Annotated in this window: 26 protein-coding genes and 1 tRNA gene; 5 read left to right on the forward strand and 22 right to left on the reverse strand. The window is 48.4% G+C overall.

What is annotated here, in order from left to right; translation table 11 throughout:
* The 21 genes from nuoH to ACMYR3_RS12330 form a co-directional block, all read right to left on the reverse strand.
* Positions 1–1071, reverse strand: coding sequence for an NADH-quinone oxidoreductase subunit NuoH (gene nuoH, locus ACMYR3_RS12230; protein WP_424192221.1), 1071 nt, complete (start codon positions 1069–1071; stop codon positions 1–3).
* The gene (nuoG, locus tag ACMYR3_RS12235) at positions 1068–3404 is read right to left on the reverse strand and encodes an NADH-quinone oxidoreductase subunit NuoG (protein ID WP_424192222.1); all 2337 of its coding nucleotides are present in this window, start codon (positions 3402–3404) and stop codon (positions 1068–1070) included. Before nuoG ends, nuoH begins: the two co-directional genes overlap by 4 nt.
* Before the next feature lie 41 nt (positions 3405–3445).
* Positions 3446–4741 carry an NADH-quinone oxidoreductase subunit NuoF gene (gene nuoF / locus ACMYR3_RS12240; protein ID WP_424192223.1) on the reverse strand — a complete coding sequence of 432 codons (1296 nt, stop codon included), beginning with the start codon at positions 4739–4741 and terminating at the stop codon, positions 3446–3448.
* Positions 4742–4748: 7 nt separating this feature from the next.
* Entirely contained in the window at positions 4749–5237 is a 489-nt protein-coding gene (nuoE, locus tag ACMYR3_RS12245; protein WP_424192224.1) for an NADH-quinone oxidoreductase subunit NuoE, read from the reverse strand.
* A 29-nt stretch (positions 5238–5266) separates the two neighbouring features.
* On the reverse strand, positions 5267–6520 hold the full coding sequence (locus tag ACMYR3_RS12250; protein ID WP_424192225.1) for an NADH-quinone oxidoreductase subunit D: 1254 nt from the start codon (positions 6518–6520) through the stop codon (positions 5267–5269).
* A gap of 2 nt (positions 6521–6522) precedes the next feature.
* Positions 6523–7122 (reverse strand): NADH-quinone oxidoreductase subunit C, encoded by a 600-nt coding sequence (locus tag ACMYR3_RS12255; RefSeq protein ID WP_424192226.1) that lies wholly within the window; start codon positions 7120–7122, stop codon positions 6523–6525.
* 17 nt (positions 7123–7139) lie between these two features.
* A complete protein-coding gene (locus tag ACMYR3_RS12260; protein WP_424192227.1) occupies positions 7140–7616 on the reverse strand; it encodes a NuoB/complex I 20 kDa subunit family protein in 477 nt (158 codons plus the stop codon).
* A 24-nt stretch (positions 7617–7640) separates the two neighbouring features.
* Positions 7641–8000: an NADH-quinone oxidoreductase subunit A gene (locus tag ACMYR3_RS12265; protein ID WP_424192228.1), complete on the reverse strand. Its 360-nt coding sequence runs from the start codon at positions 7998–8000 to the stop codon at positions 7641–7643.
* A 58-nt stretch (positions 8001–8058) separates the two neighbouring features.
* Positions 8059–8143: transfer RNA gene (locus ACMYR3_RS12270), tRNA-Leu, on the reverse strand.
* A gap of 75 nt (positions 8144–8218) precedes the next feature.
* The gene (gene secG / locus ACMYR3_RS12275) at positions 8219–8590 is read right to left on the reverse strand and encodes a preprotein translocase subunit SecG (RefSeq protein WP_424192229.1); all 372 of its coding nucleotides are present in this window, start codon (positions 8588–8590) and stop codon (positions 8219–8221) included.
* Between the two features lie 10 nt (positions 8591–8600).
* Complete coding sequence (tpiA, locus tag ACMYR3_RS12280; protein ID WP_424192230.1) at positions 8601–9362, reverse strand: triose-phosphate isomerase; 762 nt, start codon at positions 9360–9362, stop codon at positions 8601–8603.
* A gap of 28 nt (positions 9363–9390) precedes the next feature.
* Complete coding sequence (pnp, locus tag ACMYR3_RS12285) at positions 9391–11526, reverse strand: polyribonucleotide nucleotidyltransferase (RefSeq protein ID WP_424192231.1); 2136 nt, start codon at positions 11524–11526, stop codon at positions 9391–9393.
* Between the two features lie 136 nt (positions 11527–11662).
* The gene (gene rpsO, locus ACMYR3_RS12290; RefSeq protein WP_424192232.1) at positions 11663–11932 is read right to left on the reverse strand and encodes a 30S ribosomal protein S15; all 270 of its coding nucleotides are present in this window, start codon (positions 11930–11932) and stop codon (positions 11663–11665) included.
* 248 nt (positions 11933–12180) lie between these two features.
* Entirely contained in the window at positions 12181–13722 is a 1542-nt protein-coding gene (locus tag ACMYR3_RS12295) for a 2-isopropylmalate synthase (protein ID WP_424192233.1), read from the reverse strand.
* A 61-nt stretch (positions 13723–13783) separates the two neighbouring features.
* Complete coding sequence (lysM, locus tag ACMYR3_RS12300; RefSeq protein ID WP_424196504.1) at positions 13784–14257, reverse strand: peptidoglycan-binding protein LysM; 474 nt, start codon at positions 14255–14257, stop codon at positions 13784–13786.
* Between the two features lie 34 nt (positions 14258–14291).
* Positions 14292–15236 (reverse strand): CDP-diacylglycerol--serine O-phosphatidyltransferase, encoded by a 945-nt coding sequence (gene pssA, locus ACMYR3_RS12305; protein ID WP_424192234.1) that lies wholly within the window; start codon positions 15234–15236, stop codon positions 14292–14294.
* Position 15237: 1 nt separating this feature from the next.
* Positions 15238–15882, reverse strand: a complete 645-nt coding sequence (locus ACMYR3_RS12310; protein ID WP_424196506.1) for a phosphatidylserine decarboxylase — start codon at positions 15880–15882, stop codon at positions 15238–15240.
* Positions 15883–15901: 19 nt separating this feature from the next.
* Positions 15902–16648, reverse strand: coding sequence for an SIMPL domain-containing protein (locus tag ACMYR3_RS12315; protein ID WP_424192235.1), 747 nt, complete (start codon positions 16646–16648; stop codon positions 15902–15904).
* 86 nt (positions 16649–16734) lie between these two features.
* Positions 16735–17748, reverse strand: a complete 1014-nt coding sequence (gene ilvC, locus ACMYR3_RS12320) for a ketol-acid reductoisomerase (protein WP_424192236.1) — start codon at positions 17746–17748, stop codon at positions 16735–16737.
* 101 nt (positions 17749–17849) lie between these two features.
* A complete protein-coding gene (gene ilvN, locus ACMYR3_RS12325) occupies positions 17850–18341 on the reverse strand; it encodes an acetolactate synthase small subunit (protein WP_424192237.1) in 492 nt (163 codons plus the stop codon).
* A gap of 97 nt (positions 18342–18438) precedes the next feature.
* The gene (locus ACMYR3_RS12330; protein WP_424192238.1) at positions 18439–20199 is read right to left on the reverse strand and encodes an acetolactate synthase 3 catalytic subunit; all 1761 of its coding nucleotides are present in this window, start codon (positions 20197–20199) and stop codon (positions 18439–18441) included.
* A gap of 284 nt (positions 20200–20483) precedes the next feature.
* Here ACMYR3_RS12330 and ACMYR3_RS12335 point away from each other — a divergent pair, with 284 nt between their 5' ends.
* The 5 genes from ACMYR3_RS12335 (at position 20484) to ACMYR3_RS12355 (ending at position 23704) form a co-directional block, all read left to right on the forward strand.
* Positions 20484–21056 (forward strand): RNA polymerase sigma factor, encoded by a 573-nt coding sequence (locus ACMYR3_RS12335; protein WP_424192239.1) that lies wholly within the window; start codon positions 20484–20486, stop codon positions 21054–21056.
* Positions 21053–21553: a DUF3619 family protein gene (locus ACMYR3_RS12340; RefSeq protein ID WP_424192240.1), complete on the forward strand. Its 501-nt coding sequence runs from the start codon at positions 21053–21055 to the stop codon at positions 21551–21553. The genes ACMYR3_RS12335 and ACMYR3_RS12340 overlap by 4 nt, the downstream gene beginning before the upstream one ends.
* Before the next feature lie 68 nt (positions 21554–21621).
* Entirely contained in the window at positions 21622–22212 is a 591-nt protein-coding gene (locus tag ACMYR3_RS12345) for a DUF3106 domain-containing protein (protein WP_424192241.1), read from the forward strand.
* 29 nt (positions 22213–22241) lie between these two features.
* Complete coding sequence (locus ACMYR3_RS12350; protein ID WP_424192242.1) at positions 22242–22787, forward strand: RDD family protein; 546 nt, start codon at positions 22242–22244, stop codon at positions 22785–22787.
* Positions 22751–23704 (forward strand): esterase/lipase family protein, encoded by a 954-nt coding sequence (locus ACMYR3_RS12355; protein ID WP_424192243.1) that lies wholly within the window; start codon positions 22751–22753, stop codon positions 23702–23704. Before ACMYR3_RS12350 ends, ACMYR3_RS12355 begins: the two co-directional genes overlap by 37 nt.
* Positions 23705–23815: 111 nt before the next feature.
* On the opposite strand, the gene ACMYR3_RS12360 is transcribed toward ACMYR3_RS12355, so the two are convergent.
* Positions 23816–24706, reverse strand: a complete 891-nt coding sequence (locus ACMYR3_RS12360) for a LytR/AlgR family response regulator transcription factor (protein WP_424192244.1) — start codon at positions 24704–24706, stop codon at positions 23816–23818.
* Between the last annotated feature and the right edge of the window lie 12 nt (positions 24707–24718).

The following is a 24718-nucleotide window of genomic DNA, read 5'->3' on the forward strand; positions in this document are numbered from 1 at the left end:
TTATTTCCAGATTGATATTTCAGGACATTGCATCCAGGCACCAATTACAACCAGCCAGATGATCGTCAGCGGTATAAATACTTTCCAGCCCAGACGCATGATCTGATCATAACGATAGCGCGGAAATGTAGCGCGGAACCAGACAAACAATGTCACGACAAACCAGGTTTTTGCTCCTAGCCAAATCCAGCCAGGGATAAAATCCAAAATTGCAAAAGGTGCCGCCCAACCGCCAAGGAACATGATTGAAGCAAGCGCAGAGATCAGAATCATATTGGCATATTCAGCCAAGAAAAAGATGGCAAAAGACATGCCGGAATATTCCACCATATGCCCAGCAACAATTTCTGATTCACCTTCGACCACGTCAAAAGGATGACGATTGGTTTCGGCGACACCTGAAATAACGTAGATGACAAACATCGGTAACAAAGGCAACCAGTTCCATGAGAGGAAGTTAATCCCTTTATCGACAAACATCCCCTTCTCTTGTCCAAGTACGATGTCTGTCATGTTCAGACTACCTGTGACCATCAATACTGTAACCAGGACAAAGCCCATGGCAATTTCATAGGACACCATCTGAGCCGATGCACGCATGGCACCAAAGAAAGCATATTTAGAATTTGAAGCCCAGCCTGCGATAATGATCCCGTAGACTTCGAGAGAGGTAATGGCCATGACAAACAAGAGCCCCGCATTGACATTGGCCAGCACGGTATCCGGGCCAAAAGGAACAACCGCCCAAGCTGCTAAAGCGGGCATGATCGTCATCACCGGCGCCAAAATAAAGAGCACCTTATTGGACTGCGCAGGAACAATAATTTCTTTAAGCAATAATTTAATGCCATCCGCAATAGGTTGCAGCAAACCAAGAGGACCAACCCGGTTTGGACCAATACGAACATGCATCCAACCAATGACCTTGCGCTCCCACAGGGTGAGGTATGCCACACACAGAAATAAAGGAGCGACAATCAAAACAATTTTGATTAAAGTCCAAACTAATGGCCAAAGACTGCCCAGCAGACTCTGACCTTGAGTGGTAATCAAAGAAATCAAGTCACTCATACAGATTTCTCCAAAGTAACCAGACCAAATCGAGCATTCAAACCTGCAGTTGCTTCACGTCCAAATGCAACACGAATTACATTGTCAGCTACCGCATCATCAATAGTCAGCAAGACCTTAATCGAATCATCACCTTGAGTGATAGCAACATAAGCCCCCTGCTCGAGAGAGAATTGTTTGGCAGTTGTAGAAGACATTGTTAAAGCGGGCTTCTTGCCATCCGCAGTTGACTGCAATGATTTAGCTCTACGCACAATAGCATCTGTTGAATAGATTGGCACAACACCAAGTAGCTCCGCTTTTCCAGATGTTGCTTGTGAAGGAACACTCGCTGCTGGCAATGACATCATTAGCTGATTATTCAGCTTAGTCGAATCATATGACTGCAAGGCTTCTTTTTTGACTTCCTCGGAAGAGGCATAGCTAAAACCATTTAAGCCAAGTAAATTTGCTAATACTCTTAAAATCTTCCAACCAGGACGCGCCTCACCTAATGCCGGCACAACGCCATTAAAGCTTTGAGCGACACCTTCAGCATTGATATAAGTTCCAGAGGTCTCTGTAAATGCCGCCAAGGGTAACAAGACATCCGCATAAGTCTGAGCATCACCTTTAAAGTTGTTGATTGCCAGGACAAAGCTCGCTTTATTCAGTGCTTTTAAAGCGGTAGCTGGATGTGCACAATCAGAACCTGGTTCTACATTAAACAATACATAAGCTTGCTTGGGCTCTTGAATCAGACTGAGATAATTGGCCTGGGTATTCTTGGGATAGGCACTAACAGCAAATGCGCCCAAGGAATTACCTGCCTCAGTTAAATAGCCTAACTTGGCGCCAGTCTGTTCAGCAATCCAGTTTGCAACAGCAATGATTGCAGCAAACTGTGGATGGGCTTCAACTTGTTTGCCAAAGAAAATAGCTTTGCGCTCACCTGACAATAAAGCCTCTGCCATTTTCTTGGCTGGCTCTGATATCGTTATCGCGGCATACTCGGTCAAAACCAGTTGTTTCAAGTCAGCTACTGCCTTAGCAATTCCTTGCAACTCTAACAGCCATTGAGATGGTGCCACAACCAACGCACTCAAAACCGGCATCAACAAATCTTCACTGACTGCGCCTAGTGTCATCACCTTGCCATTACGTTTAACCGCTTGACGCAATCTTTGGGCAATGAGTGGATGGTCTTTACGTAAGCTACTACCAATAACCAAGGTACGCTGCAGTTTAGATACTTCGGCAATCGGCATACCCAGCCAAGGAATTTTCTTTTGGTCAGCAACCAAAGTAAAATCAGACTGATGAAGTCGGAAATCAATATGATCAGAACCAAACTCGCGCATGACTTTCTGAAGCAAATACAACTCTTCCACAGTACTTGTTGGCGAAACCAATGCAGCAACTTGCTCAGCGCCAAACTTATCTTTGGTTTCTTTTAAGCCAGCAGCGACAAACTCCAAAGCCTCCTGCCAATCAACTTCAACCCATGCGCCATTTTTCTTTAACATTGGGCGTTCAAGTCGATCTGCGCTGTTTAGGCCTTCATAAGCGAATCGGTCTTTATCTGATAACCAACATTCATTGATAGACTCATTCTCAAATGGCAGAACGCGCATCACTTTATTGTTTTTTGTTTGCACTACGATGTTTGCACCCAAACTATCGTGTGGACTGACAGAACGTTTTCTACCCAGCTCCCAGGTACGAGCAGAATAGCGGAAAGGCTTGGAAGTCAGTGCACCAACAGGACAAAGGTCAATCATATTGCCAGACAACTCTGAATCAACTGTCTGACCGACAAACGTCATAATCTCGGAATGTTCACCCCGATTAGACATGCCCAATTCCATAATGCCTGCGATCTCTTGACCAAAGCGAACACAACGAGTGCAATGAATACAACGCGTCATATCCGTTGAAATCAAAGGCCCCAGATTTTTGTTGAAAACAACTCGCTTTTCTTCTTCGTATCGAGAACTCGATGCACCATAACCCACTGCCAAATCTTGCAACTGACACTCACCACCTTGATCACAGATTGGGCAATCCAATGGATGATTGATCAACAAAAACTCCATCACCCCTTTTTGAGCCGTCACAGCTTTAGGTGATGCAGTTTTAACCACCATACCAGCAGTCACAGGTGTCGCACAGGCAGGTAATGGTTTCGGTGCCTTTTCAACCTCGACCAGACACATACGGCAGTTAGCTGCAATAGAGAGTTTTTTATGATAGCAAAAGTGAGGAACATAGGTACCCAGTTGCTGGGCAGCATCCATGATCATGCTACCTTCCTGAACCTCTATTTTTTTGCCATCAATTTCGATTTCAATCATGATTACCTGTCAATACACATCTGTCAGTCAAACGTTCGCACTTAAATATAGGCAGGTACAAGGCAGCGCTTGTGCTCTACATGGTAGGCAAACTCATCACGGTAATTCTTTACAAAAGCACGTACCGGCATCGCCGCTGCATCACCCAAAGCACAGATGGTACGGCCTTGAATATTATCGGCAATGGAATTCAACAAATCCAAATCTTCCATCTTGCCTTGGCCATGTTCAATGCGATTAACCAGGCGATACATCCAACCGGTACCTTCGCGGCAAGGGGTACACTGACCACATGATTCTTCAAAATAGAAATACGCCAAACGCAGCAACGATTTGACCATGCAACGACTTTCATCCATGACAATCACTGCGCCAGAACCCAGCATGGAACCAGCTTTTGCAATTGAGTCGTAGTCCATAGTGAGATCCATCATGAGATCACCACGTACGACTGGTGCAGAAGAGCCACCGGGAATCACTGCTTTAATTTTTTTACCACCACGAATACCACCCGCTAATTCGAGCAGTTTTGCAAATGGTGTTCCCATTGGAATTTCATAATTACCCGGCTTCTCTACATCACCGGAAATCGAGAAAATCTTGGTGCCACCGTTATTCGGTTTGCCCAACTCCAAATACTGTTGACCACCGTTCATGATGATCCAAGGAACGGCAGCAAAGGTTTCAGTATTATTGATTGTGGTTGGCTTACCGTAGAGACCAAAGCTAGCAGGGAAAGGTGGTTTGAAACGAGGCTGACCTTTTTTGCCTTCAATAGACTCTAACAACGCAGTTTCTTCACCGCAGATATAAGCGCCATAACCATGAAAAGCATGCAACTGAAAACTGAAATCCGTGCCGAGGATATTGCTACCCAAAAATCCTGCAGCGCGAGCTTCTTCCAAAGCAGCCTCAAAACGCTCATAAACATCCCATATCTCGCCATGAATATAGTTGTAGCCCTGGGTAATACCCATGGCATAGGCACCAATGGCCATTCCTTCAATCAAGATATGCGGGTTGTAGCGCAAGATATCCCGATCCTTGAATGTACCGGGCTCACCTTCATCCGAATTACAAACCAAATACTTTTGACCGGGAAACTGGCGCGGCATAAAACTCCACTTCAAACCAGTAGGAAAGCCCGCACCGCCACGCCCACGCAAGCCCGAGCCTTTTAGCTCGGCAATGATGGTTTCAGGAGAAATCTTTTCATCAAGAATTTTCTTCAGTGCTGCGTAACCGCCACGGTTGACGTAATCATCCAGATGCCAGTTGCTACCATCCAATCCCGCGAGGATCAAAGGATTGATGTGTCGATCATGTAGAGAAGTCATTATTTACTCACTTCGATTCAGTACGCAGCTCATCAATCAACGAATCGAGTTTCTCGCCATTCATGAAGCTACACATTCTCTTATTATTGACCAACAATACAGGTGCATCTCCACACGCCCCCATACACTCCCCCTCTTTGAGAGTGAACAGATGATCTTCAGTGGTTTCATTGTAGTCAATACCCAGCTTATGCTTAAGATATTCGGCTGCAGCCTCACCACCAGACAGCGCACAAGGCAAATTGGTACAGACAGTGACCTTATGCTTGCCGACCGGCTTGGTATCGTACATATTATAAAAAGTGGCTACCTCATGCACCGCAATCGCAGGCATTTCGAGGTGGTCAGCCACCTCCCTCATCACTTCTGGCGGCAGCCAGCCACATTCAGACTGAGCAATGGCTAGCGCCGCCATAACCGCAGACTGCTTTTGATCCGAAGGAAACTTAGCAACCTCTCGATCAATTTTCTTGATAGCTTCAGGACTCAATGACATAGCACTCTACTTCAGAAGGTAAATCGTCATTAACGATCAATTTCACCAAACACGACATCTTGCGTACCAATAATGGTGACCGCATCAGCAATCATATGGCCCTTGGCCATCTCATCCAATGCGGCGAGATGGGCATAACCTGGGGCACGAATCTTCAGACGATAAGGCTTATTTGCCCCATCAGACACCAGATAAATACCAAACTCACCTTTTGGATGCTCTACCGCTGCGTAGGCTTCACCTGCAGGGACATGGAAGCCCTCGGTAAACAATTTGAAATGGTGAATCAACTCTTCCATATTCGACTTCATACCTACACGACTTGGTGGTGCAACCTTGTGGTTATCCGTCATGACCGGGCCCGGATTATTTCTTAGCCACTCGATGCACTGCTTAATGATTCGATTAGATTGACGCATTTCCTCAACGCGAACCAGGTAACGATCATAACAATCGCCATTGACGCCAACCGGAATATCAAAATCCATTAAGTCGTAAACTTCATATGGCTGTTTCTTACGCAGATCCCATTCAATGCCAGAGCCACGCAACATGGCACCGCTGAATCCCAGTTGCAATGCCCGCTCAGGACTCACAACACCAATCCCAACCAGACGCTGCTTCCAGATACGATTGTCTGTGAGCAATGTTTCATATTCATCGACATAGGCAGGAAAGCGATTAGTGAAATCTTCAATGAAGTCGAGCAGGGAGCCCTGACGAGTCTCATTGAGTTGACGCATGGCCTTTTCATTCTTGAGTTTAGAAACCTTGAATTGCGGCATGGCATCAGGCAAATCGCGATACACACCACCGGGCCGATAATAGGCAGCATGCATACGGGCACCAGACACAGCCTCGTAACAATCCATGAGATCTTCACGCTCACGGAAAGCATACAAAAACACAGCCATGGCACCCACATCAAGTGCATGCGCGCCCAACCATAACAGATGATTGAGCAGACGAGTAATTTCGTCAAACATGACACGAATATATTGCGCACGCAATGGCACTTCCACACCCAGCAACTTTTCAATTGCCATCACATAAGCATGTTCATTGCACATCATGGACACATAGTCCAAGCGATCCATATAGGGCACTGATTGAATGAAAGTTTTGCTTTCAGCCAGTTTTTCAGTACCCCGATGCAGTAATCCAATATGCGGATCAGAACGCTGAATTACCTCGCCATCCAATTCCAGCACAAGCCGCAAGACACCATGTGCGGCTGGATGCTGAGGACCAAAGTTAAGCGTATAGTTTTTAATCTCAGCCATGATTATTGATTCCCGGCATAAGATGATTCACGAATAATTCTTGGCGTAATTTCACGCGGTTCAATCGTGACAGGTTGGTAAACAACGCGACGCTGCTCTGCGTCATAACGCATTTCAACATACCCAGAAACAGGGAAATCTTTTCTAAATGGATGACCGACAAAACCATAGTCAGTCAAGATGCGTCGCAGATCAGGATGCCCATCAAACAAGATACCGTAAAAATCAAATGCTTCGCGCTCAAACCAATTTGCCGAGCTCCACACATCATTAATTGAAGGTAGAACCGGCATTGCATCGTCATCGGCAAACACCTTGACCCGGACTCGCCAATTGAACGAAATCGACAGCAACTGCAAGACTACCGCAAACCGACCACCATTCCATGTGCCATCACCATAAGTCTGATAGTCCATGCCACACAGATCCATCATCTGCTCAAAACGCAAATCAGCATGATCACGCAGCACATTGCAGGCAGCCAGATAATTTGCCGCACTCACCTTGACCTGCACCTCACCCAAGGACTCAGTCACTACAACACCCAAACCACTCAGCGCCGAAGCCAAGAGGTTTTGAAGGGTTTCAAGTTTGGTTGCCATATTTAATTCCGCAGAAATTAGCGAGCGATGGTATTGGTTCTACGAATCTTATTTTGCAACTGCAAAATACCGTACATCAACGCCTCGGCCGTTGGAGGACAACCGGGCACGTAAATATCAACAGGAACGATTCGATCGCAGCCCCGTACCACCGAATAGGAATAATGGTAGTAACCGCCACCATTTGCACAAGACCCCATTGAAATGACCCAACGCGGCTCAGGCATCTGATCGTAAACCTTACGCAAAGCTGGCGCCATTTTATTGCACAGCGTACCCGCCACAATCATCACATCCGAATGACGCGGACTTGGGCGAAAAATAAACCCAAAACGATCCAGATCGTAACGTGAAGCACCCGCATGCATCATCTCAACCGCACAGCAGGCCAAGCCGAACGTCATGCCCCACAAAGAGCCTGTACGAGTCCAATTAATCAGCTTGTCAGCAGTAGTCGTTACAAAACCCTGACTCAGAACACCTTCGATACTCATGTCACATCCAATTATCAGGAGAACTCATTCCCAATCAAGGGCACCCTTCATCCACTCATAGATGAAACCCACCACAAGAATCCCCAAGAAGATCATCATGGCCCAAAAACCCATCAAACCGATCTTCTTAAGGCTCACTGCCCACGGGAACAGAAAAGCAATTTCCAAATCAAACAAGATAAATAGAATCGCCACCAAGTAGTAGCGCACATCAAACTTCATGCGAGCATCTTCAAATGCTTCAAAGCCACACTCATAGGGAGAGTTTTTTTCAGCATCGGGCTTATGCGCACCAAGAATGGAACCCAGGGCCATCGGCGCAAAACCCACCAAGATGCCAACCAGGATAAATAATAAAACGGGAAAGTATGTTTCGAGGCTCATAGGTTTGATATGAAAGAAAAGATTAATTCCTCGATCAGATTAGCGATGGAATCGCAGTTGGTGCCGACGGCGAGACTCGAACTCGCACAGCTTCCGCCACTACCCCCTCAAGATAGCGTGTCTACCAATTTCACCACGTCGGCATGAAATACAAAACCTATAGATTGTAGCCTGATTTCAGTGCTTTATTCAATGCACAAAAGCCAAACACAACAAGGTTATTTCGGTATTTCTGATGATTTATCTGGTGTTGCTGGTACGGCAGGAACAGCTTGACCATCAATCGTAGCGGGGGCCGTTACAGGTGCAGTTTGTTTTAAACCCTGCTCAAGCACACCCGTACTCTTGGGCTTTACCGATGAGAGATAGGAAAGCGCCAAAGTACTGGCAAAAAATACCGCCGCAAGAATGCCAGTGGTTCTACTCAAAAAGTTTGCCGAACCTGTTGCGCCAAACAGACTACCTGAAGCGCCACTACCAAATGCCGCCCCCATATCCGCACCCTTACCATGCTGCAACAGTACCAAGCCAATAATTGACAAGGCCGAAACAATTTGCGCAACCAGAATCAAACCAAATACAAAATTCATATCAACACCTTCAATCAATAGCTGCTTCTACAATCTGAAGAAAATCATCTGCAATCAATGCTGCCCCACCAATCAAACCACCGTCGATATCAGCCATAGAAAATATCTCGGCCGCATTATTTGCTTTGACACTACCACCATAAAGAATTTTCACTGCCTTGGCAGCTTCAGCAATCCGTTCTTGCAATTTAGCACGGATAAATGCATGCACGGCTTGCGCTTGCGCAGAGGTGGCCGATTTACCGGTTCCAATCGCCCAGACAGGCTCATAGGCAATCACAACCTTTGCCAATTGCTCAGCAGCAAGTACTGCCATGACTGCATTCAGTTGACGTGCAATCACCTGCTCAGTGACATCAGACTCACGCTCCGCCAGGGTTTCCCCGACACAAACGATTGGCGTCAAACCCGCCTGCAAAGCCTTCAATGCTTTGGCAGCCACCAATTCATCAGACTCACCATGATAAGCACGTCTTTCCGAGTGACCAACAATCACATACCGCACTGTAAATTCGCTCAACATAGCAGCAGCAATTTCACCCGTGTAAGCACCTGAATCATGAACACTGATATCTTGAGACCCCAATTTGATTGGCGTTGCCGCAACCAATTGCTGACACTGCGCCAAATAAGCCGCAGGTGGGCAAATAGCCACATCAACACCATTCAGACTGAGTTTGGCAAGACCACGACCAATCGCCTCGACCAAGGACTGATTACTAGCCAGCCCACCATTCATTTTCCAATTACCTGCCACGAGTTTTTTTTGCATAGCGATACCGTGTTAACTGAATTAAAGTTTATTGCTGTTGCTGCTGTTGTTGAACTGGCTCCAAGTCACCTGAAGCGGCCTTCATAGACAAACGTAAACGGCCTTTTTCATCAGCTTCGAGCACCTTAACGCGCACTACCTGACCTTCTTTCAAGTAATCAACAACTGCATTGACGCGCTCATTGGCAATCTGGCTGATATGCAACAAGCCATCTTTACCTGGCAACACTTGCACAATCGCACCAAAATCCAATAGTTTAAGCACGGTACCTTCGTAAATTCTGCCAACTTCAACTTCAGCAGTCAGCGCCTCAATACGCTTCTTGGCAGCCTCACCACCTTCAGCACTGGTACAGGCAATAGTGACGACGCCTTCGTCAGAAATATCGATTTGCGTATCCGTTTCTTCAGTCAGCGCACGAATCACCGCCCCACCCTTACCAATCACATCACGAATTTTTTCTGGATTAATCTTGATCGTAATCAGACGCGGTGCAAAGGTTGACAATTCAGTACGGCCACCCGTAATGGCTTCCTGCATTTTTCCAAGAATATGCAAACGTGCCTCATTAGCCTGAGCCAATGCAACCTGCATAATTTCTTTGGTAATACCTTGAATCTTGATATCCATTTGCAAAGCAGTCACGCCGGTTGCAGTGCCCGCCACTTTGAAATCCATATCGCCCAGGTGATCTTCATCACCCAAGATATCTGTCAGAACGGCAAACTTGTTGCCATCCTTGATCAGACCCATGGCAATACCAGCCACATGCGCCTTCATCGGCACACCCGCATCCATCATGGCCAAGCAACCACCACAAACTGAAGCCATTGATGAAGAGCCATTGGATTCGGTAATCTCTGAAACCACACGCACGCTGTAGCTAAAGTCTTCTGGGGCTGGCAGTGCCGCAATCAGAGCGCGCTTGGCAAGACGACCATGACCAATCTCGCGACGCTTAGGTGTACCAACACGACCAGTTTCGCCAGTTGCAAAAGGAGGCATATTGTAATGAAGCATGAAGCGGTCACGATACTCACCTTGCAGTGAATCGATAATTTGCTCATCACGCCCCGTACCCAAAGTAGCCACGACCAAAGCCTGGGTTTCACCACGCGTAAACAAGGCAGAACCGTGAGTACGTGGTAGTACACCAAGACGAATACTGATTGGGCGAACGGTACGGGTATCACGACCATCAATTCGTGGCTCTCCGTCAAGAATCTGGTTACGAACAATGCCCGCTTCCAATTCAAACATCAGATTACCCACATCCACATCATCTGGCGCAGAGTCACCCTTAGCTGCAGCTTGCTCAGCCAAAGCGGCATTAACAGCAGAATAAACTTCCTTGAGCTTGGCACTACGCTCCTGCTTTTGACGAATCTGGTAGGCATCACGCAACTTGCCTTCGGCCAACTCTTTAACAGCCGCAATCAATGGTTCATTTTTTGGAGCAGGCTGCCATTCCCATACCGGCTTACCCGCATCACGCACCAGCTCATGAATCGCTTCAATGGCAACCTTGGCTTGCTCGTGACCAAATACCACGGCACCCAACATGATTTCTTCGGACAACTGATCGGCCTCGGACTCAACCATCAACACCGCCGATTCAGTACCAGCCACAACCAGATCCATCTTGGAATCTTTGAGTTCTATCGTGGTCGGGTTCAAAATATATTGACCGTCGATATAACCAACACGCGCCGCACCCATTGGGCCATTGAAAGGAATGCCAGCAATGGAGAGGGCCGCTGAAGCAGCAATCAACGCAGGAATATCAGAATCAACTTCCGGATTGACCGACAGAACGTGCACAACCACTTGCACTTCGTTATAAAAGCCTTCAGGAAACAATGGACGAATTGGACGATCAATCAGACGAGATGTCAGTGTTTCTTTTTCGGACGGTTTGCCTTCACGCTTGAAGAAACCACCGGGAATTTTGCCAGCCGCGTAAGTTTTTTCAATGTAATCAACGGTCAGCGGGAAGAAATCTTGACCTGCCTTGGCTTTTTTAGCAGCAACAACGGTTGCCAGAACAACGGTTTCTTCCATATCAACCAGCACAGCACCACTCGCTTGGCGAGCGATCTCACCAGTTTCCATGACGACTTTATGAGCGCCCCACTGGAAAGTTTTAGTCACTTTATTAAACATGGCATTCCTTTAAGTTACCTGTGGATTTCCGGGCGCCACAGTTCACCCTTGCAACAAAAATATTCTCGACACAACAAATAAAAATGCCTGCATCAGCATTCGTCTGACACAGGCATTGAGACTGCAATGAACCAGCTTATTTACGCAAGCCGAGTTTCTCGATCAGCGCTTTATAACGGGTGGCATCCTTGGAATGCAAATAGCTCAACAGGCTTTTACGGCGATTTACCATACGGATCAGACCACGACGGCTGTGGTGATCTTTCATGTGGGCACGGAAATGACCGGTGAGTTCGTTGATACGTGCAGTTAACAAGGCAACCTGCACTTCAGGGGAGCCCGTGTCATTTTGACCGCGAGCATGAGCGGCAACGATTTCCGCTTTATTGGTTTTTGAGACTGTCATAACTTTCCTTTACTTGCGAGCCAACCAGTTAAAACCGGCCAGTCGTGATGAAAAAACGCTCGCCCCAATTGGTCGAGAAACGCGATTATACGCATAAACCCCAGTGAATACCAAGCGGCAAGGATTGATTGGCAATTAAAATCACTTGCCAATCATGGTCAAAGAAGCCTATCAAAGGAGTATCCTTTGATTCAAGCCCATCAAGTGCGTATATTAATGATCCAATAATATACACCATACCAGTATATTTACTCTGATGGTTGTGGATTGACCCGCTCAGTTTTGTCGTGCAGTTTATTCAACGCAGCCAGATAGGCTTTGGCTGAGGCGACAACAATATCCGGATCGGCGCCCACCCCATTGACAATACGCCCTCCCTTGGAAAGACGCACGGTCACTTCACCCTGCGCTTCGGTACCCGTGGTGATGGCATTGACTGAATAGAGAATTAACTCGGCACCGCTTTTCACCTTGGATTCAATCGCGTTCAATGAGGCGTCAACTGGACCATTGCCATTTGCCTCGGAACTGACTTCGCTGCCACCAATCGAGAATACCACCTTGGCAAAAGGTCGCTCACCCGTTTCGGAATGCTGCACCAGTGACACGAAACGATGATACTCATTTTCTCCACCTTGCTGCTCTTCAGAAACAATCGCCAAAATATCTTCATCATAAATATCAGACTTGCGATCGGCCAACTCTTTGAAACGGGCAAATGCCTCATTGACTTCGGTTTCAGAGTCCAGCGAAATACCCAGTTCCTGCAAACGCTGTTTGAAAGCGTTACGTCCCGACAACTTGCCCAGCACAATTTTATTAGTACTCCAACCCACATCTTCAGCACGCATGATTTCATAGGTATCGCGCGCCTTGAGTACGCCATCCTGATGAATGCCCGAAGCATGCGCAAACGCATTGGCACCCACGACGGCCTTGTTGGGCTGCACCACAAAACCGGTAATTTGTGAAACCAGTTTGGAAGTGGGCACAATCTGAGTGGCATCAATACCAACCTCAACACCAAAATAATCTTTGCGGGTACGTACCGCCATCACAATCTCTTCCAGCGCCGTATTGCCGGCACGCTCACCAAGACCATTGATGGTGCACTCAATTTGCCGTGCGCCGCCCTTCACCGCCGCCAGCGAGTTTGCCACGGCCATACCCAAATCATTATGGCAATGCACAGACCAGATTGCTTTGTCAGAGTTAGGAATCCGTTCCCGCAAGGTACGAATCAGATTCATATAGCCTTCCGGCACAGCGTAGCCAACGGTATCAGGGACATTGATTGTGGTCGCACCCTCTGCGATCACGGCTTCAAGCACGCGACACAAAAAATCCAACTCCGACCGACTACCATCCTCAGGAGAAAATTCGACATCATCAGTAAACTGACGGGCATAACGCACAGCCAGTTTTGCTTGCTCAAACACCTGCTCTGGTGTCATGCGCAGTTTTTTTTCCATATGCAAGGGCGATGTTGCAATAAACGTATGAATACGCTTGCGTGGCGCTGGCGCAATCGCTTCAGCGGCACGGGCAATATCACGATCATTGGCGCGCGACAGACTGCATATGGTGGAGTCTTTGATATGTTGGGCAATGGTACGAATCGCCTCAAAATCACCATTTGAACTGGCAGCAAACCCTGCTTCAATCACATCCACTTTCATTCGCTCAAGCTGACGCGCTATGCGCAGCTTTTCATCACGCGTCATTGATGCGCCCGGGCTTTGTTCGCCATCACGCAAAGTGGTATCAAATATTATGAGTTTGTCTGCCATGATTGGTATTGATTACATGACCGCGTGCCGGAACCACACGCGGAATTATTCAAAAAATCAATTACGCAGGAATACGTAATTTCTGTCCGGGATAGATTTTATCGGGATGACTCAGCATGGGACGGTTAGCTTCAAAAATACGGTTGTACTCTGAACCCTTGCCGTAAGCTTTTTCAGCGACGGCCCAAAGCGTGTCACCCTTCTCTACGGTATGCCAAGTTGCCTCTTGCGTGGGGGCTTTCACGGTCAACTGATCATCGACTGATGCCACACCATGCACATTACCGCAACACAAAATAATCTTCTCGCGAATTTCTTGTGTGTCCGCCAAACCAGCAACCGTAACCGCACCCACGGCACCATCAACCGTAACGGCCAAACCATCGGCATCCAGGCCCATTTTATGAATGTAGTCAACAATCGCTGCACCGGCTGCCTGATTGGCGGCATCTGCCGCACTTGGCTCAGCGGCCTGCGCTTCGCCATGTCCAAACAATTTTTCACCAGCTTCTTTAATAAAACTCAGCAATCCCATCATAGGCTCCTTGTCAAAAGAAAAAATCCCTCAGTTACTGAGGTCCGGATTCATTGTGCGCCGTTTGTGTGTCAGCAGCCAGCCTCTTGTCCTGCCGTTTTTCTTTATTTTGCAAATGCAGTGTCCGCCATGCCCACAACACATAACCTGACAAGCTATAAATAATAAATAATCCAAATAAAACCTTGGGTGGATCAGAAGACACCAAAACAAAACCCAGCACGACCAGCAATATTCCCCAAAACGGCACATGCTGGCGCCAGGCTAATGATTTACCACTGAAAAACGGTGCATTGGACACCATTGTCAAACCGGCATAGACCGTAATAAACCACGACACAATGGGAATCACACCCTCACGGATCGGTAGTTTATTATCAATGGCCAACCAGACAAAACCGGCTATCAAGGCAGCCGCCGCCGGGCTCGGCATACCCTGAAAGAAACGCTTATCCACCACACCGATATTGGTATTAAAACGGGCCAGTCGCAGTGCCGCACCGGCACAATAAATAAAGGCCGCCAACCAACCCAGCTTGCCAAAATCTTTCAGTACCCATTCGTACATCACCAAAGCTGGTGCCACACCAAATGACACCATATCGGCCAGACTGTCATATTGCTCACCAAACGCGCTTTGCGTATTGGTCATACGCGCCACACGACCATCCATGCCATCAAACACCATGGCCACAAAAATACCAATCGCGGCATTTTCAAAAACACCATTCATGGCTTGCACAACCGCATAAAAACCAAAAAAGAGCGCCGCCGTGGTAATGGCATTAGGCAGGAGATAAATACCTTTACGAGGTGGGCGACGACCATTTTTTGCCGGTGCGACCAGGTCATCCAGCTCATCAACAAGATCTGCGCCATGAAGACTATCCTCGCCCAACTCAGATCCACTCGGAAAACGCGAGTGTCGAGGAAACTGGGAGACGTTATTACGCAACTTGCGACGGTTGAAAGTAGCCATGCTATAAATCAGCCAGAATGGTGGTCGAAGCGGATACTTTATCGCCAATACTCACTCTTGGTCGAGATTCTGTTGGCAAATACACGTCGACTCTTGAGCCAAAACGAATAAAACCATAACGCTGCCCTCTCGATAGCTGTTCACCCGGTTTCACATAACAAAGAATCCGGCGCGCAATCAAACCAGCGACCTGCACGCTGGTTACCATCACATTGTCCGGTGTCTTGATCACAATGGCATTACGCTCGTTTTCCAACGAAGCCTTATCCAGATCAGCATTGACAAATTTGCCGGGAAAATACTGAACAGTTTGAATCTGACCATCTACCGGGGCACGGTTGGAATGCACATTAAACACATTCATAAAGACACTGATTTTCAAAGCAGGTCGATTTGCATAAGGATCTTGCGTGGTCTCAATTGCCACAATACGGCCATCAGCCGGTGATAGAACAATGCCAGCCTCAGCCGGAATCGGCCGCGCAGGATCACGAAAAAACTGCACAACAAAAAGAACAATAATCCAGAATGGCAAGGCCCACATCAAACCACATGACCAACTGACCAGCAGTGCCAGGACAAATGAAATGCCAATGAAAGGCCAGCCTTCTTTGGCCAGAATGGGATGAGGATATGCAGTTGTCATGCGTGCTTGCTTGTTTTGGTTATCGGACATGAATTGTAGCCATAAATGACAGGCTTTCCGTAGTTTCTCCTGGAGTCAGACTTGGTTCACTGACTTCCTTGGCGTCCATTATGGCCGAACTACGCATCAGCATGGGAGCTGGACGCGGCTGGTCGATGGGATTTCTCATATTGCTCAGATCCATACGAATCACATTCGCATCTTTTTCACTCTTGCCCATGGCTTGGGTGATGTAGGCGATCTTGCTTTTAAGATCTGCATAGGCACTGCTAAATAGTTGTGCATCCAGTCTTTTACGCGTCGCGGCGGCCAATCTGAAAGTGACACTTTCCAATGCCAGCGTTGACTGGGCTTTGGCCACCATCTCCGGAGCCTTCAAGACCTTGGCAGAAATCATCTGAACTGTCTGCCTGATTCGCCAAGCCACAATCTTGCGCTGATCATTACCACCATAAATCGGATAAGTGAAATAGGTCGTCGTTTTGACTTCAGCCTCACGATCCAATGATTTGAGTGTCTCCACAGCGTCTTTGACTTTCTGATTGATTGAACTGGCCGCCTTGGCCTTATCGGCTTCCTGTTGCTCCAAATAAAAGGTCAGTACGACTTCATCGTTAGGTAATATCAACTCGCTCGAAGCAGTCAGTAAAACCTCAGTCCCTGCAGGTATCGCATCAGAAACCAGCTGATCTTTGGCTTGGATCGTGGTTTGACAAATCAGTAACAATAAACCAATTATCAATTGACGCATAAATAATAGGCGCATAAATATCTCCAATCTGACAAAACAAAATGCCGCTTGCAGCAGACCCGCAAGCGGCACGGTAGGCATTGGAATACCTAAGACCAGTTTTAGTTCTTGCTTTGGTCAACCAGTTTGTTTTTCTTGATCCAAGGCATCATGGCGCGCAGTTTTTCGCCGACTTGCTCAATTGGATGCTCTGCGGTCAAACGACGACGTGACAACAGCGTCGGGGCACCAGCACGGTTTTCCAAAATGAAGCTCTTGGCATATTCACCGGTCTGAATGTCTTTCAGGCATTGGCGCATCGCGTCTTTGGTAGCCTCAGTCACAACACGTGGACCAGTCACATATTCACCGTACTCGGCGTTATTGGAAATTGAATAATTCATGTTGGCGATACCGCCTTCATAAATCAGGTCAACAATCAATTTGAGTTCATGCAAGCACTCAAAATAAGCCATTTCTGGGGCATAACCAGCTTCTGTCAGCGTCTCAAAACCGGCCTTGATCAGTTCAACCGCACCACCGCACAACACAGCCTGTTCACCAAACAAATCGGTTTCAGTTTCTTCGCGGAAGTTGGTTTCAATGATACCGGCACGACCACCACCATTGGCAGCAGCATAGGACAAGGCGATATCACGGGCACTGCCTGATTTATCTTGATAAACAGCAATCAGATGTGGCACACCGCCACCCTGTGTGTAAGTACCACGAACAGTATGGCCAGGTGCTTTGGGCGCAATCATGATCACATCAATGTCGTTACGGGGAATCACCTGACCGTAATGAACATTAAAGCCATGCGCAAATGCCAGTGCAGAACCTTTTTTCAGATTAGGTGCAATCTGTTTGTAGACTTCAGCAATGTTTTCGTCTGGCAACAAAATCATGACGATGTCAGCATCTTTCACTGCTTCGTCCACTTCCTTGACTGTCAAACCGGCATTGGCGGCCTTATCCCAGGAAGCACCGCCTTTACGCAGACCGACAGTAACTTTGACACCAGAATCATGCAGGTTTTGTGCATGCGCATGGCCTTGTGAACCATAACCAATAATTGTGACGTTCTTGCCTTTTACCAGACTCAGGTCGGCGTCTTTATCGTAAAAAACTTTCATGTTATTCCTCTTTATGAATATCTTGACTTGAGTGAAATGAAAAATTAAATGAGACTTCCTCGTGACTTTTGCTCACTCAGCAAAGCCACTCATTCATTTGCTTAAACCTTGAGAATCCGCTCACCACGACCAATGCCAGAACCGCCAGTACGTACTGTTTCCAAAATAGCAGTTCGGTCAATCGACTCGATAAAGGCATCCAGCTTGGCCTTGTTACCAGTCAGCTCAATCGTGTAAGTTTTTTCGGTGACATCAATAATACGACCACGAAAAATATCCGTAGTACGCTTGATTTCCTCACGCTCTTTACCAACGGCACGCACCTTGATCAACATCAACTCACGTTCAATGTGATTACCCTCGGTCAGGTCGACTACCTTAACAACTGCGACCAGACGATTCAGATGTTTGGTGATTTGTTCAATGACGTCTTCCGAACCCGAAGTAACAATCGTCATGCGTGACAATGAAGCATCTTCAGTCGGAGCAACTGTTAAAGTTTCAATGTTATAGCCACGGGCAGCAAAGAGTCCTACTACTGCTGCGAGCGCGCCGGGCTCGTTTTCCAGCAATACAGAAATGATATGTCGCATAGTGTTGTTTTCTAATAACTATTGGAGAAGGTCTGATAGAACAACGATCAACATGCCAATCACTTGCCCCGACTAGTCAGACAGGGCAAGCAATCGATCAAAGATCCTCAGAACCTAGCAGCATTTCCGTAATTCCCTTACCTGCCTTGACCATTGGCCAGACGTTTTCGGTAGGATCAGTCTGGAAATCGATAAAGACTGTTTTATCTTTCAGTCGAATTGCCTCTTTCAAGGCATCTTCCACATCAGCAGTCTTCTCAATACGCATCCCCACGTGGCCATAAGCTTCGGCCAATTTGACAAAGTCTGGCAAGGCATCCATATATGAACTGGAATAACGACCACTGTACTCAATCTGTTGCCACTGTCTCACCATACCCAAATAGCGGTTATTGAGTGACAGCACCTTGACCGGGGTGTTGTATTGCAGACAGGTCGACAATTCTTGCAGACACATCTGAATACTGCCTTCACCAGTGATACAAAACACATCCGAATCTGGATGCGCCATCTTCACACCCATCGCATACGGCAAGCCCACGCCCATCGTGCCCAGTCCACCCGAGTTGATCCAACGACGTGGCTTGTCAAAACGGTAGAACTGCGCAGCCCACATCTGGTGCTGGCCGACATCAGAGGTAATGAAAGCGTCGCCCTTGGTCAGCTCCCAGAGTTTCTCAACCACATATTGCGGCTTGATGACTTCTGAGGTGCGATCATATTTAAGGCAATCGCGTTTGCGCCATTCATTGATTTGAGACCACCAATTGGCGACACGCGCTGGCTCGGCCTTATGACCAGCCGCATCCATCTGCGCCAACAGTTCGACGAGTACATCCTTCAGATTGCCAACGATAGGTACATCAACCTTGACTCGCTTGGAAATGGAAGAGGGATCAATATCGATATGAATGATCTTGCGCGCGATCTGACCAAAATGCTTGGGATTACCAATCACCCGATCATCAAAACGCGCGCCTACAGCCAGCAGCACATCACAGTTCTGCATCGCCATATTGGCTTCGTAAGTACCGTGCATGCCTGGCATACCCACAAACAAATCGCTACTGGCGCGATATCCACCCAGCCCCATCAAGGTATTGGTACATGGAAAGCCCAGGCGATCGACCAAGGCATTCAACTCTTTGGATGCATCGGCCAAAATAACACCACCACCGGTATAAATCATCGGCCGCTCTGCCGACATCAACAAGGACAGTGCCTTGCGAATCTGACCAGCATGACCCTTGCCAACCGGCGCATACGAGCGCATTTCAATGGTTTTGGGATAGTCAAAAGCACACTTGGCAATCGACACATCCTTGGGAATATCCACCAGAACTGGCCCAGGACGACCGGTTTTGGCAATATAGAAAGCTTTTTTAATGGTGCTCGCCAGATCACGCACATCCTTGACCAGGAAGTTGTGCTTGACGATTGGACGGGTAATACCCACCGCATCGACTTCCTGGAAAGCATCCAGACCAATCGCAGGCGTTGGTACTTGACCAGAAATGATCACGACCGGAATGGAATCCAGATAAGCTGTAGCAATACCAGTTACCGCATTGGTGATGCCAGGCCCGGAAGTCACCAGACAGACACCGACCTGATCGGTGGAACGTGCATAGCCGTCAGCTGCGTGAATCGCACCCTGCTCATGACGTACCAAAATATGCTGAATAGAATCCTGCTTGTAGAGTGCGTCATAAATATAGAGCACTGCACCGCCGGGATAACCGAAAATATGTTTGACGCCCTCTGCCTGTAAACATTTGACCAGGATTTCCGAGCCATTGAGCTCGGCAGGGACTTGTGACGAAGGATTAAGCGAGAATTCCGCGCTGTTGATTTCCATACGACAGACCTTTCGAATTTTCTGAAGAAAAATGATCGGGTGCTCTTTGCCACGATTGTGTCGAGGGTCCGAGCGTGCGCGTCTTCATGACAGGTGCACTGATAGACAACACCATAATTAAGACTTAAACGGGTAATCCGTAACAATATAGCTTTCGGGTGGTGCGGTCAAGAAATTTGCGTTTTTCAGTATGCTTAGCTCTATTTTCAGCATTTTTCTGGGCTATTTATGCAGATTTTTGTTAGGATTCGACACCTTTTGCTTCTATACACATAATCCGATTCATGGCCACAGACCGAGAACTGTCCGATTTTTTAGCCTCCGTAGAGCGCCGCGCCTTTAAGCAGGCCCTGTACGCTGTACGCGAAGAAGCTTCGGCACTGGATGTGGTGCAGGACGCCATGATCAAACTGGCAGAAAACTACGGCGACAAACCGCCTGCTGAATTACCCATGCTGTTTCAGCGAATTTTGCAAAACACGATTCATGATTTCTTTCGCCGTCAAAAGGTGAGAAATACCTGGGTAACGCTGTTTTCCAATATGTTTGGCGGTAATAATGATGACAGCGATGACCAGGATCCACTAGAAATTCTGGAAGCCGCCGATGGCACACGCATGGCCGAAAGTAGTGCCGATCAGGTTGAGCGCGACCAAACTCTGCAAATCATTGAAAATGAAGTACAAAAATTACCTTTGCGTCAACGCCAGGCTTTTGTCATGCGTTATTGGGAGGAACTGGATGTGGCTGAAACGGCTGCCGCCATGGGTTGCTCCGAAGGGAGCGTGAAGACTCATTGCTCGCGCGCCACACAGGCACTGGCTACCGCACTCAAAGCTAAAGGAATCACCTTATGAACCCGACTTCAATGGAAAACCGGCGTTCCGCTGCCGCATGGGAACCCGAATTCGATATATTTACTGAACGCCAGCTTGGTGAAAAAATTCGCCAGGTATTGGATGACAGTGCATCATCGCTGCCGCCCACCATCAGCCAAAAACTCGCTAAGGCACGCCAGGAAGCCATCAGCCGCAAACGCTCGTCCGGTTTAACGGTTGACCTGTTGCAAACACAACTGGCTGGCAATAGTGGTCGCTCATCTGGTTCGTCAACAGGTGGCTGGTTTGGCAAGCTGGGTTTTGCGATTCCAGTGTTATTGCTGGCTTGTACTTTACTGATCGTTCAGGACTGGGGTGAAATGGATGCGGCTGACGAAGCGGCGGATATTGACACTGCCCTCCTGTCGGACGAGTTGCCCATTGATGCCTATATGGATCGCGGCTTCACCTCATTTTTAAATACGGCTGATCAGCCATCTGCTGGTACGGCCAAAGCTTCTGGACAGGATCTGTAATGCCAAGACTGCGTATCTGCCTGCTCACGCTCATGCTTCTTCCCGCAGCATGCATGGCAGCTGCGCCCATGGCTGAACCACTCATTCCATCTTTGGGATTGGGTGCCCCGCCGACACATTGGAATGACCTGAACTCCACTCAAAAAGAGGCGCTCCAGCCATTGGCCGAACAATGGGGGCAATTGGATGTGGCGCGCAAGCGCAAATGGCTGGGTATTGCCCAACGCTATGCGCAATTGTCGCCGGAAGAACAGCAACGCCTGCAGGCGCGCATGATGGAGTGGTCGTCTATCAGTCCAGCGCAGCGCAGTGTGATCCGCGAGAATTATGCGGCCACCAAAGGGCTGCCCATTGCCAAATCTGAAAAATGGCAACAGTATCAACAACTGCCCGACGCGCAGAAAAAGCAGTTTGCCGAAAAGGATATGCGCAAAAAAGGCGCGGTCATGTCGGCCATTCCCACGCCCAATCGCACACTGCCAGCAGTCATCATGCCGATGATGATGACACCAGCCGCACTCGAAAATGGTGGTGTAAATACGCTGCCTCTGGCTGGTTATGTAACAACACCCAGCGAAACTGGTTTCATCGCGGTCCGACCACCGACTTCACTGTTTGTAATGTCACCTAAGCAAAAAGTGGTGAATCAGGCAAAATAGGCCTTTACGAAGTTTTTGCCTGAGTCTTGATGCCTGCCACTGAATCACCTACGCTGCCGCTCTCCCCACAACCTGCCGAATCGGGTACGACCGTTTTTGCTGTTCCCACCTTAAAACGTCGCGCTCTGTGCATGATGTATGAAGCCATGCTGCTGTTTGGCGTGGTGTTTATTGCGGGCTGGTTGTTTTCCACACTGCTGCAACAGCGCCATGCCCTGTATTTGCGTGGCGGCCTGCAGCTCTGGCTATTTGCTGTTCTGGGTCTCTATTTTTGCTGGTTCTGGACCCACGGCGGTCAAACCCTGGCCATGAAAACCTGGAAAATCCGTTTAGTCGATACCACCCTGCAACCCTTGAGCTGGCCACGCGCCTTCGGCCGCTATCTGCTCAGCTGGCTTTGGTTTGCGCCCGCTATCGGCATCATTTCCGTATTTGGTCTGACCCGTGGTAACGCCTTGTTGACCCTGTTGGTCGGCATGTTGGCGTATGCACTGCTCATGTGGCAGGATCGTAATCGGCAATTTTTGCATGACCGTCTTTGTGGAACGCGCCTCATCAGCGTCATCAAGACATGATGGCGCGCTGGTTGCAAATCAGTCTGCTGGTACAGGTGCTGATCGGTCTGGCTGCCGCCGTCTGGTGGTATTGGGGTGGCTCATGGCCACACATGTTACTCATTCCGGTAGTATTACTGCCACTCACCTTGCAATTGGGCATTTTATGGTTTGATTTCATTCTCTCAGCCAGAGCCGCCAGTCAGGCCGATCTGATGCTCAGCCTGCCACTCACCCAACTTCTGCCCATTTTGGCGCGCGAGACCTGGAGCAGCTGTAAAGCCTGCTGGTGGGCGGTACCATTCAAATCCAGATTTGTTGAAAAGACACCGATTGCGCCGGTTCAGCCCGTCTCTGTTCTGTTGGTTCATGGCATGGCCTGTAACCGCGGTATTTGGGTGACACTGCAACCCTTGCTGGCACGCCGTGGTTTTCTGACTCGCACTGTCACACTGGAGCCACCACTGGCATCACTGGATGACTATGCCGACACCATCAACATTGCCGTGCAACGATTGCTGGCCGACCAGCCCAATCAGCCGGTAGCGATCATCGCACACAGCATGGGCGGCTTGGCCGTACGCGCTTACTTTCGACAGTTTGGCGATATGCCAATTGCCAAAGTAGTCACCATTGCCACGCCACACCAGGGCACTTATCATGCGCAATTCAGCCGTGGGATCAATCTCGAGCAAATGCGCTTGAAAAGCCATTGGCTGGCCGAACTGGCGGCCAGTGAAAGCACTCGTCGACGCGCTAAATTTGTTTGCATGTATAGTCGCCACGACAATCTGATTGCACCGTATCCCAATGCCATTTTGCCGGGCAGCCGGGCGATTGAGTTTGAATATATTGGCCACCTGACCATGCTCGACGATAGCGAAGTGCGTCATCTGCTCTTGCGTGAATTGGAACGCATCAAGGATACACCCCAGTAGTAAATTTTAAGTATCAATATTTACGCACTTGAGTAGTTAATAAATCAATATACTCCTTAAAAGTTGATCTTTTCTGATCTCTTTTGCCCACTGTTCAAGGTTCTGCCACACTCACATATGCCGAAACAGATGGGCATAGGCACGCGACACCTTGAGGGACTTATCGCTATTTTTGAGCTTGACGGTGAGCCGCCCGAGTACATCACGTACCGCACCTTCGGCCTGCGCCATATTGATCACCGTGCTGCGGTGAATTTGCCAAAATTGATTGGCATCAAGTTGCGGCAGCAGCTCCTTGAGTGGCGTGCGAATCAACACCTCGTTATCTGCCGTGACCACATTGACGTACTTATCGGCCGCTTCAAAATACAAGACATCGTCAATCGCAATCAAGCGCACTGAATTACCTACGGCCGCCTTGAGCCATTTCAACGGCGCAACACTGCCCTGTCCGTTAACCCCGTTTTGTGCTTGACCAGCGTGAACCGATGAGAATGTCACCTCGGTCGGCAAAGATTGTCCCAGCAAAGGCGCAAGCTTTTGCATCAGCAAGGCCAGCTCGGAGGTTGGCAAGCCGACATCCGATTGTGCCGTATTGGCATTGGCCGACAGTGCACGCCCTTGCAAACGGCTTTGCAAGCGCTCGACAGTGCGCGCCAGGCGTTCGCCATTGACTGGTTTGGTCAGATAGTCGGCTGCCGCAATTTCAAAAGCCTCCAAGGCAAACTCATCATAAGCCGTGACAAACACCACCAGCGGTGGCTGACTCTGACGCGCCAGCCGCTGCGCAACTTCCAGTCCACTGGGTGCGGGCATGTGGATATCCAGAAACACCACATCAGGCTGCTGCTGGGCAATTTGCTGGAGGGTTTCATCACCATTACCGGCGCGGCCGACAATTGCCAGTTCAGGCCATAAGCGCCCCAGCTCTCTGGCCAGCGCATTGACCAAGAGTGGCTCATCATCCGCCAATACGGCTTTGGCTTGAATAGGGGTTGTCATGGTCGGCTATGG

The organism is Ampullimonas aquatilis (genome assembly GCF_049675895.1).
Taxonomy (GTDB): domain Bacteria; phylum Pseudomonadota; class Gammaproteobacteria; order Burkholderiales; family Burkholderiaceae_D; genus Ampullimonas; species Ampullimonas aquatilis.

Coding starts and splice junctions, on each gene's coding strand:
- nuoH (WP_424192221.1), bottom strand. CDS start 1,071: ATGAGTGACTTGATTTCTTTGATTACCACTCAAGGTCAGAGTCTGCTG.
- nuoG (WP_424192222.1), bottom strand. CDS start 3,404: ATGATTGAAATCGAAATTGATGGCAAAAAAATAGAGGTTCAGGAAGGT.
- nuoF (WP_424192223.1), bottom strand. CDS start 4,741: ATGACTTCTCTACATGATCGACACATCAATCCTTTGATCCTCGCGGGA.
- nuoE (WP_424192224.1), bottom strand. CDS start 5,237: ATGTCATTGAGTCCTGAAGCTATCAAGAAAATTGATCGAGAGGTTGCT.
- ACMYR3_RS12250 (WP_424192225.1), bottom strand. CDS start 6,520: ATGGCTGAGATTAAAAACTATACGCTTAACTTTGGTCCTCAGCATCCA.
- ACMYR3_RS12255 (WP_424192226.1), bottom strand. CDS start 7,122: ATGGCAACCAAACTTGAAACCCTTCAAAACCTCTTGGCTTCGGCGCTG.
- ACMYR3_RS12260 (WP_424192227.1), bottom strand. CDS start 7,616: ATGAGTATCGAAGGTGTTCTGAGTCAGGGTTTTGTAACGACTACTGCT.
- ACMYR3_RS12265 (WP_424192228.1), bottom strand. CDS start 8,000: ATGAGCCTCGAAACATACTTTCCCGTTTTATTATTTATCCTGGTTGGC.
- secG (WP_424192229.1), bottom strand. CDS start 8,590: ATGAATTTTGTATTTGGTTTGATTCTGGTTGCGCAAATTGTTTCGGCC.
- tpiA (WP_424192230.1), bottom strand. CDS start 9,362: ATGCAAAAAAAACTCGTGGCAGGTAATTGGAAAATGAATGGTGGGCTG.
- pnp (WP_424192231.1), bottom strand. CDS start 11,526: ATGTTTAATAAAGTGACTAAAACTTTCCAGTGGGGCGCTCATAAAGTC.
- rpsO (WP_424192232.1), bottom strand. CDS start 11,932: ATGACAGTCTCAAAAACCAATAAAGCGGAAATCGTTGCCGCTCATGCT.
- ACMYR3_RS12295 (WP_424192233.1), bottom strand. CDS start 13,722: ATGGCAGACAAACTCATAATATTTGATACCACTTTGCGTGATGGCGAA.
- lysM (WP_424196504.1), bottom strand. CDS start 14,257: ATGGGATTGCTGAGTTTTATTAAAGAAGCTGGTGAAAAATTGTTTGGA.
- pssA (WP_424192234.1), bottom strand. CDS start 15,236: ATGGCTACTTTCAACCGTCGCAAGTTGCGTAATAACGTCTCCCAGTTT.
- ACMYR3_RS12310 (WP_424196506.1), bottom strand. CDS start 15,882: ATGACAACTGCATATCCTCATCCCATTCTGGCCAAAGAAGGCTGGCCT.
- ACMYR3_RS12315 (WP_424192235.1), bottom strand. CDS start 16,648: ATGCGCCTATTATTTATGCGTCAATTGATAATTGGTTTATTGTTACTG.
- ilvC (WP_424192236.1), bottom strand. CDS start 17,748: ATGAAAGTTTTTTACGATAAAGACGCCGACCTGAGTCTGGTAAAAGGC.
- ilvN (WP_424192237.1), bottom strand. CDS start 18,341: ATGCGACATATCATTTCTGTATTGCTGGAAAACGAGCCCGGCGCGCTC.
- ACMYR3_RS12330 (WP_424192238.1), bottom strand. CDS start 20,199: ATGGAAATCAACAGCGCGGAATTCTCGCTTAATCCTTCGTCACAAGTC.
- ACMYR3_RS12335 (WP_424192239.1), top strand. CDS start 20,484: ATGGCCACAGACCGAGAACTGTCCGATTTTTTAGCCTCCGTAGAGCGC.
- ACMYR3_RS12340 (WP_424192240.1), top strand. CDS start 21,053: ATGAACCCGACTTCAATGGAAAACCGGCGTTCCGCTGCCGCATGGGAA.
- ACMYR3_RS12345 (WP_424192241.1), top strand. CDS start 21,622: ATGGCTGAACCACTCATTCCATCTTTGGGATTGGGTGCCCCGCCGACA.
- ACMYR3_RS12350 (WP_424192242.1), top strand. CDS start 22,242: ATGCCTGCCACTGAATCACCTACGCTGCCGCTCTCCCCACAACCTGCC.
- ACMYR3_RS12360 (WP_424192244.1), bottom strand. CDS start 24,706: ATGACAACCCCTATTCAAGCCAAAGCCGTATTGGCGGATGATGAGCCA.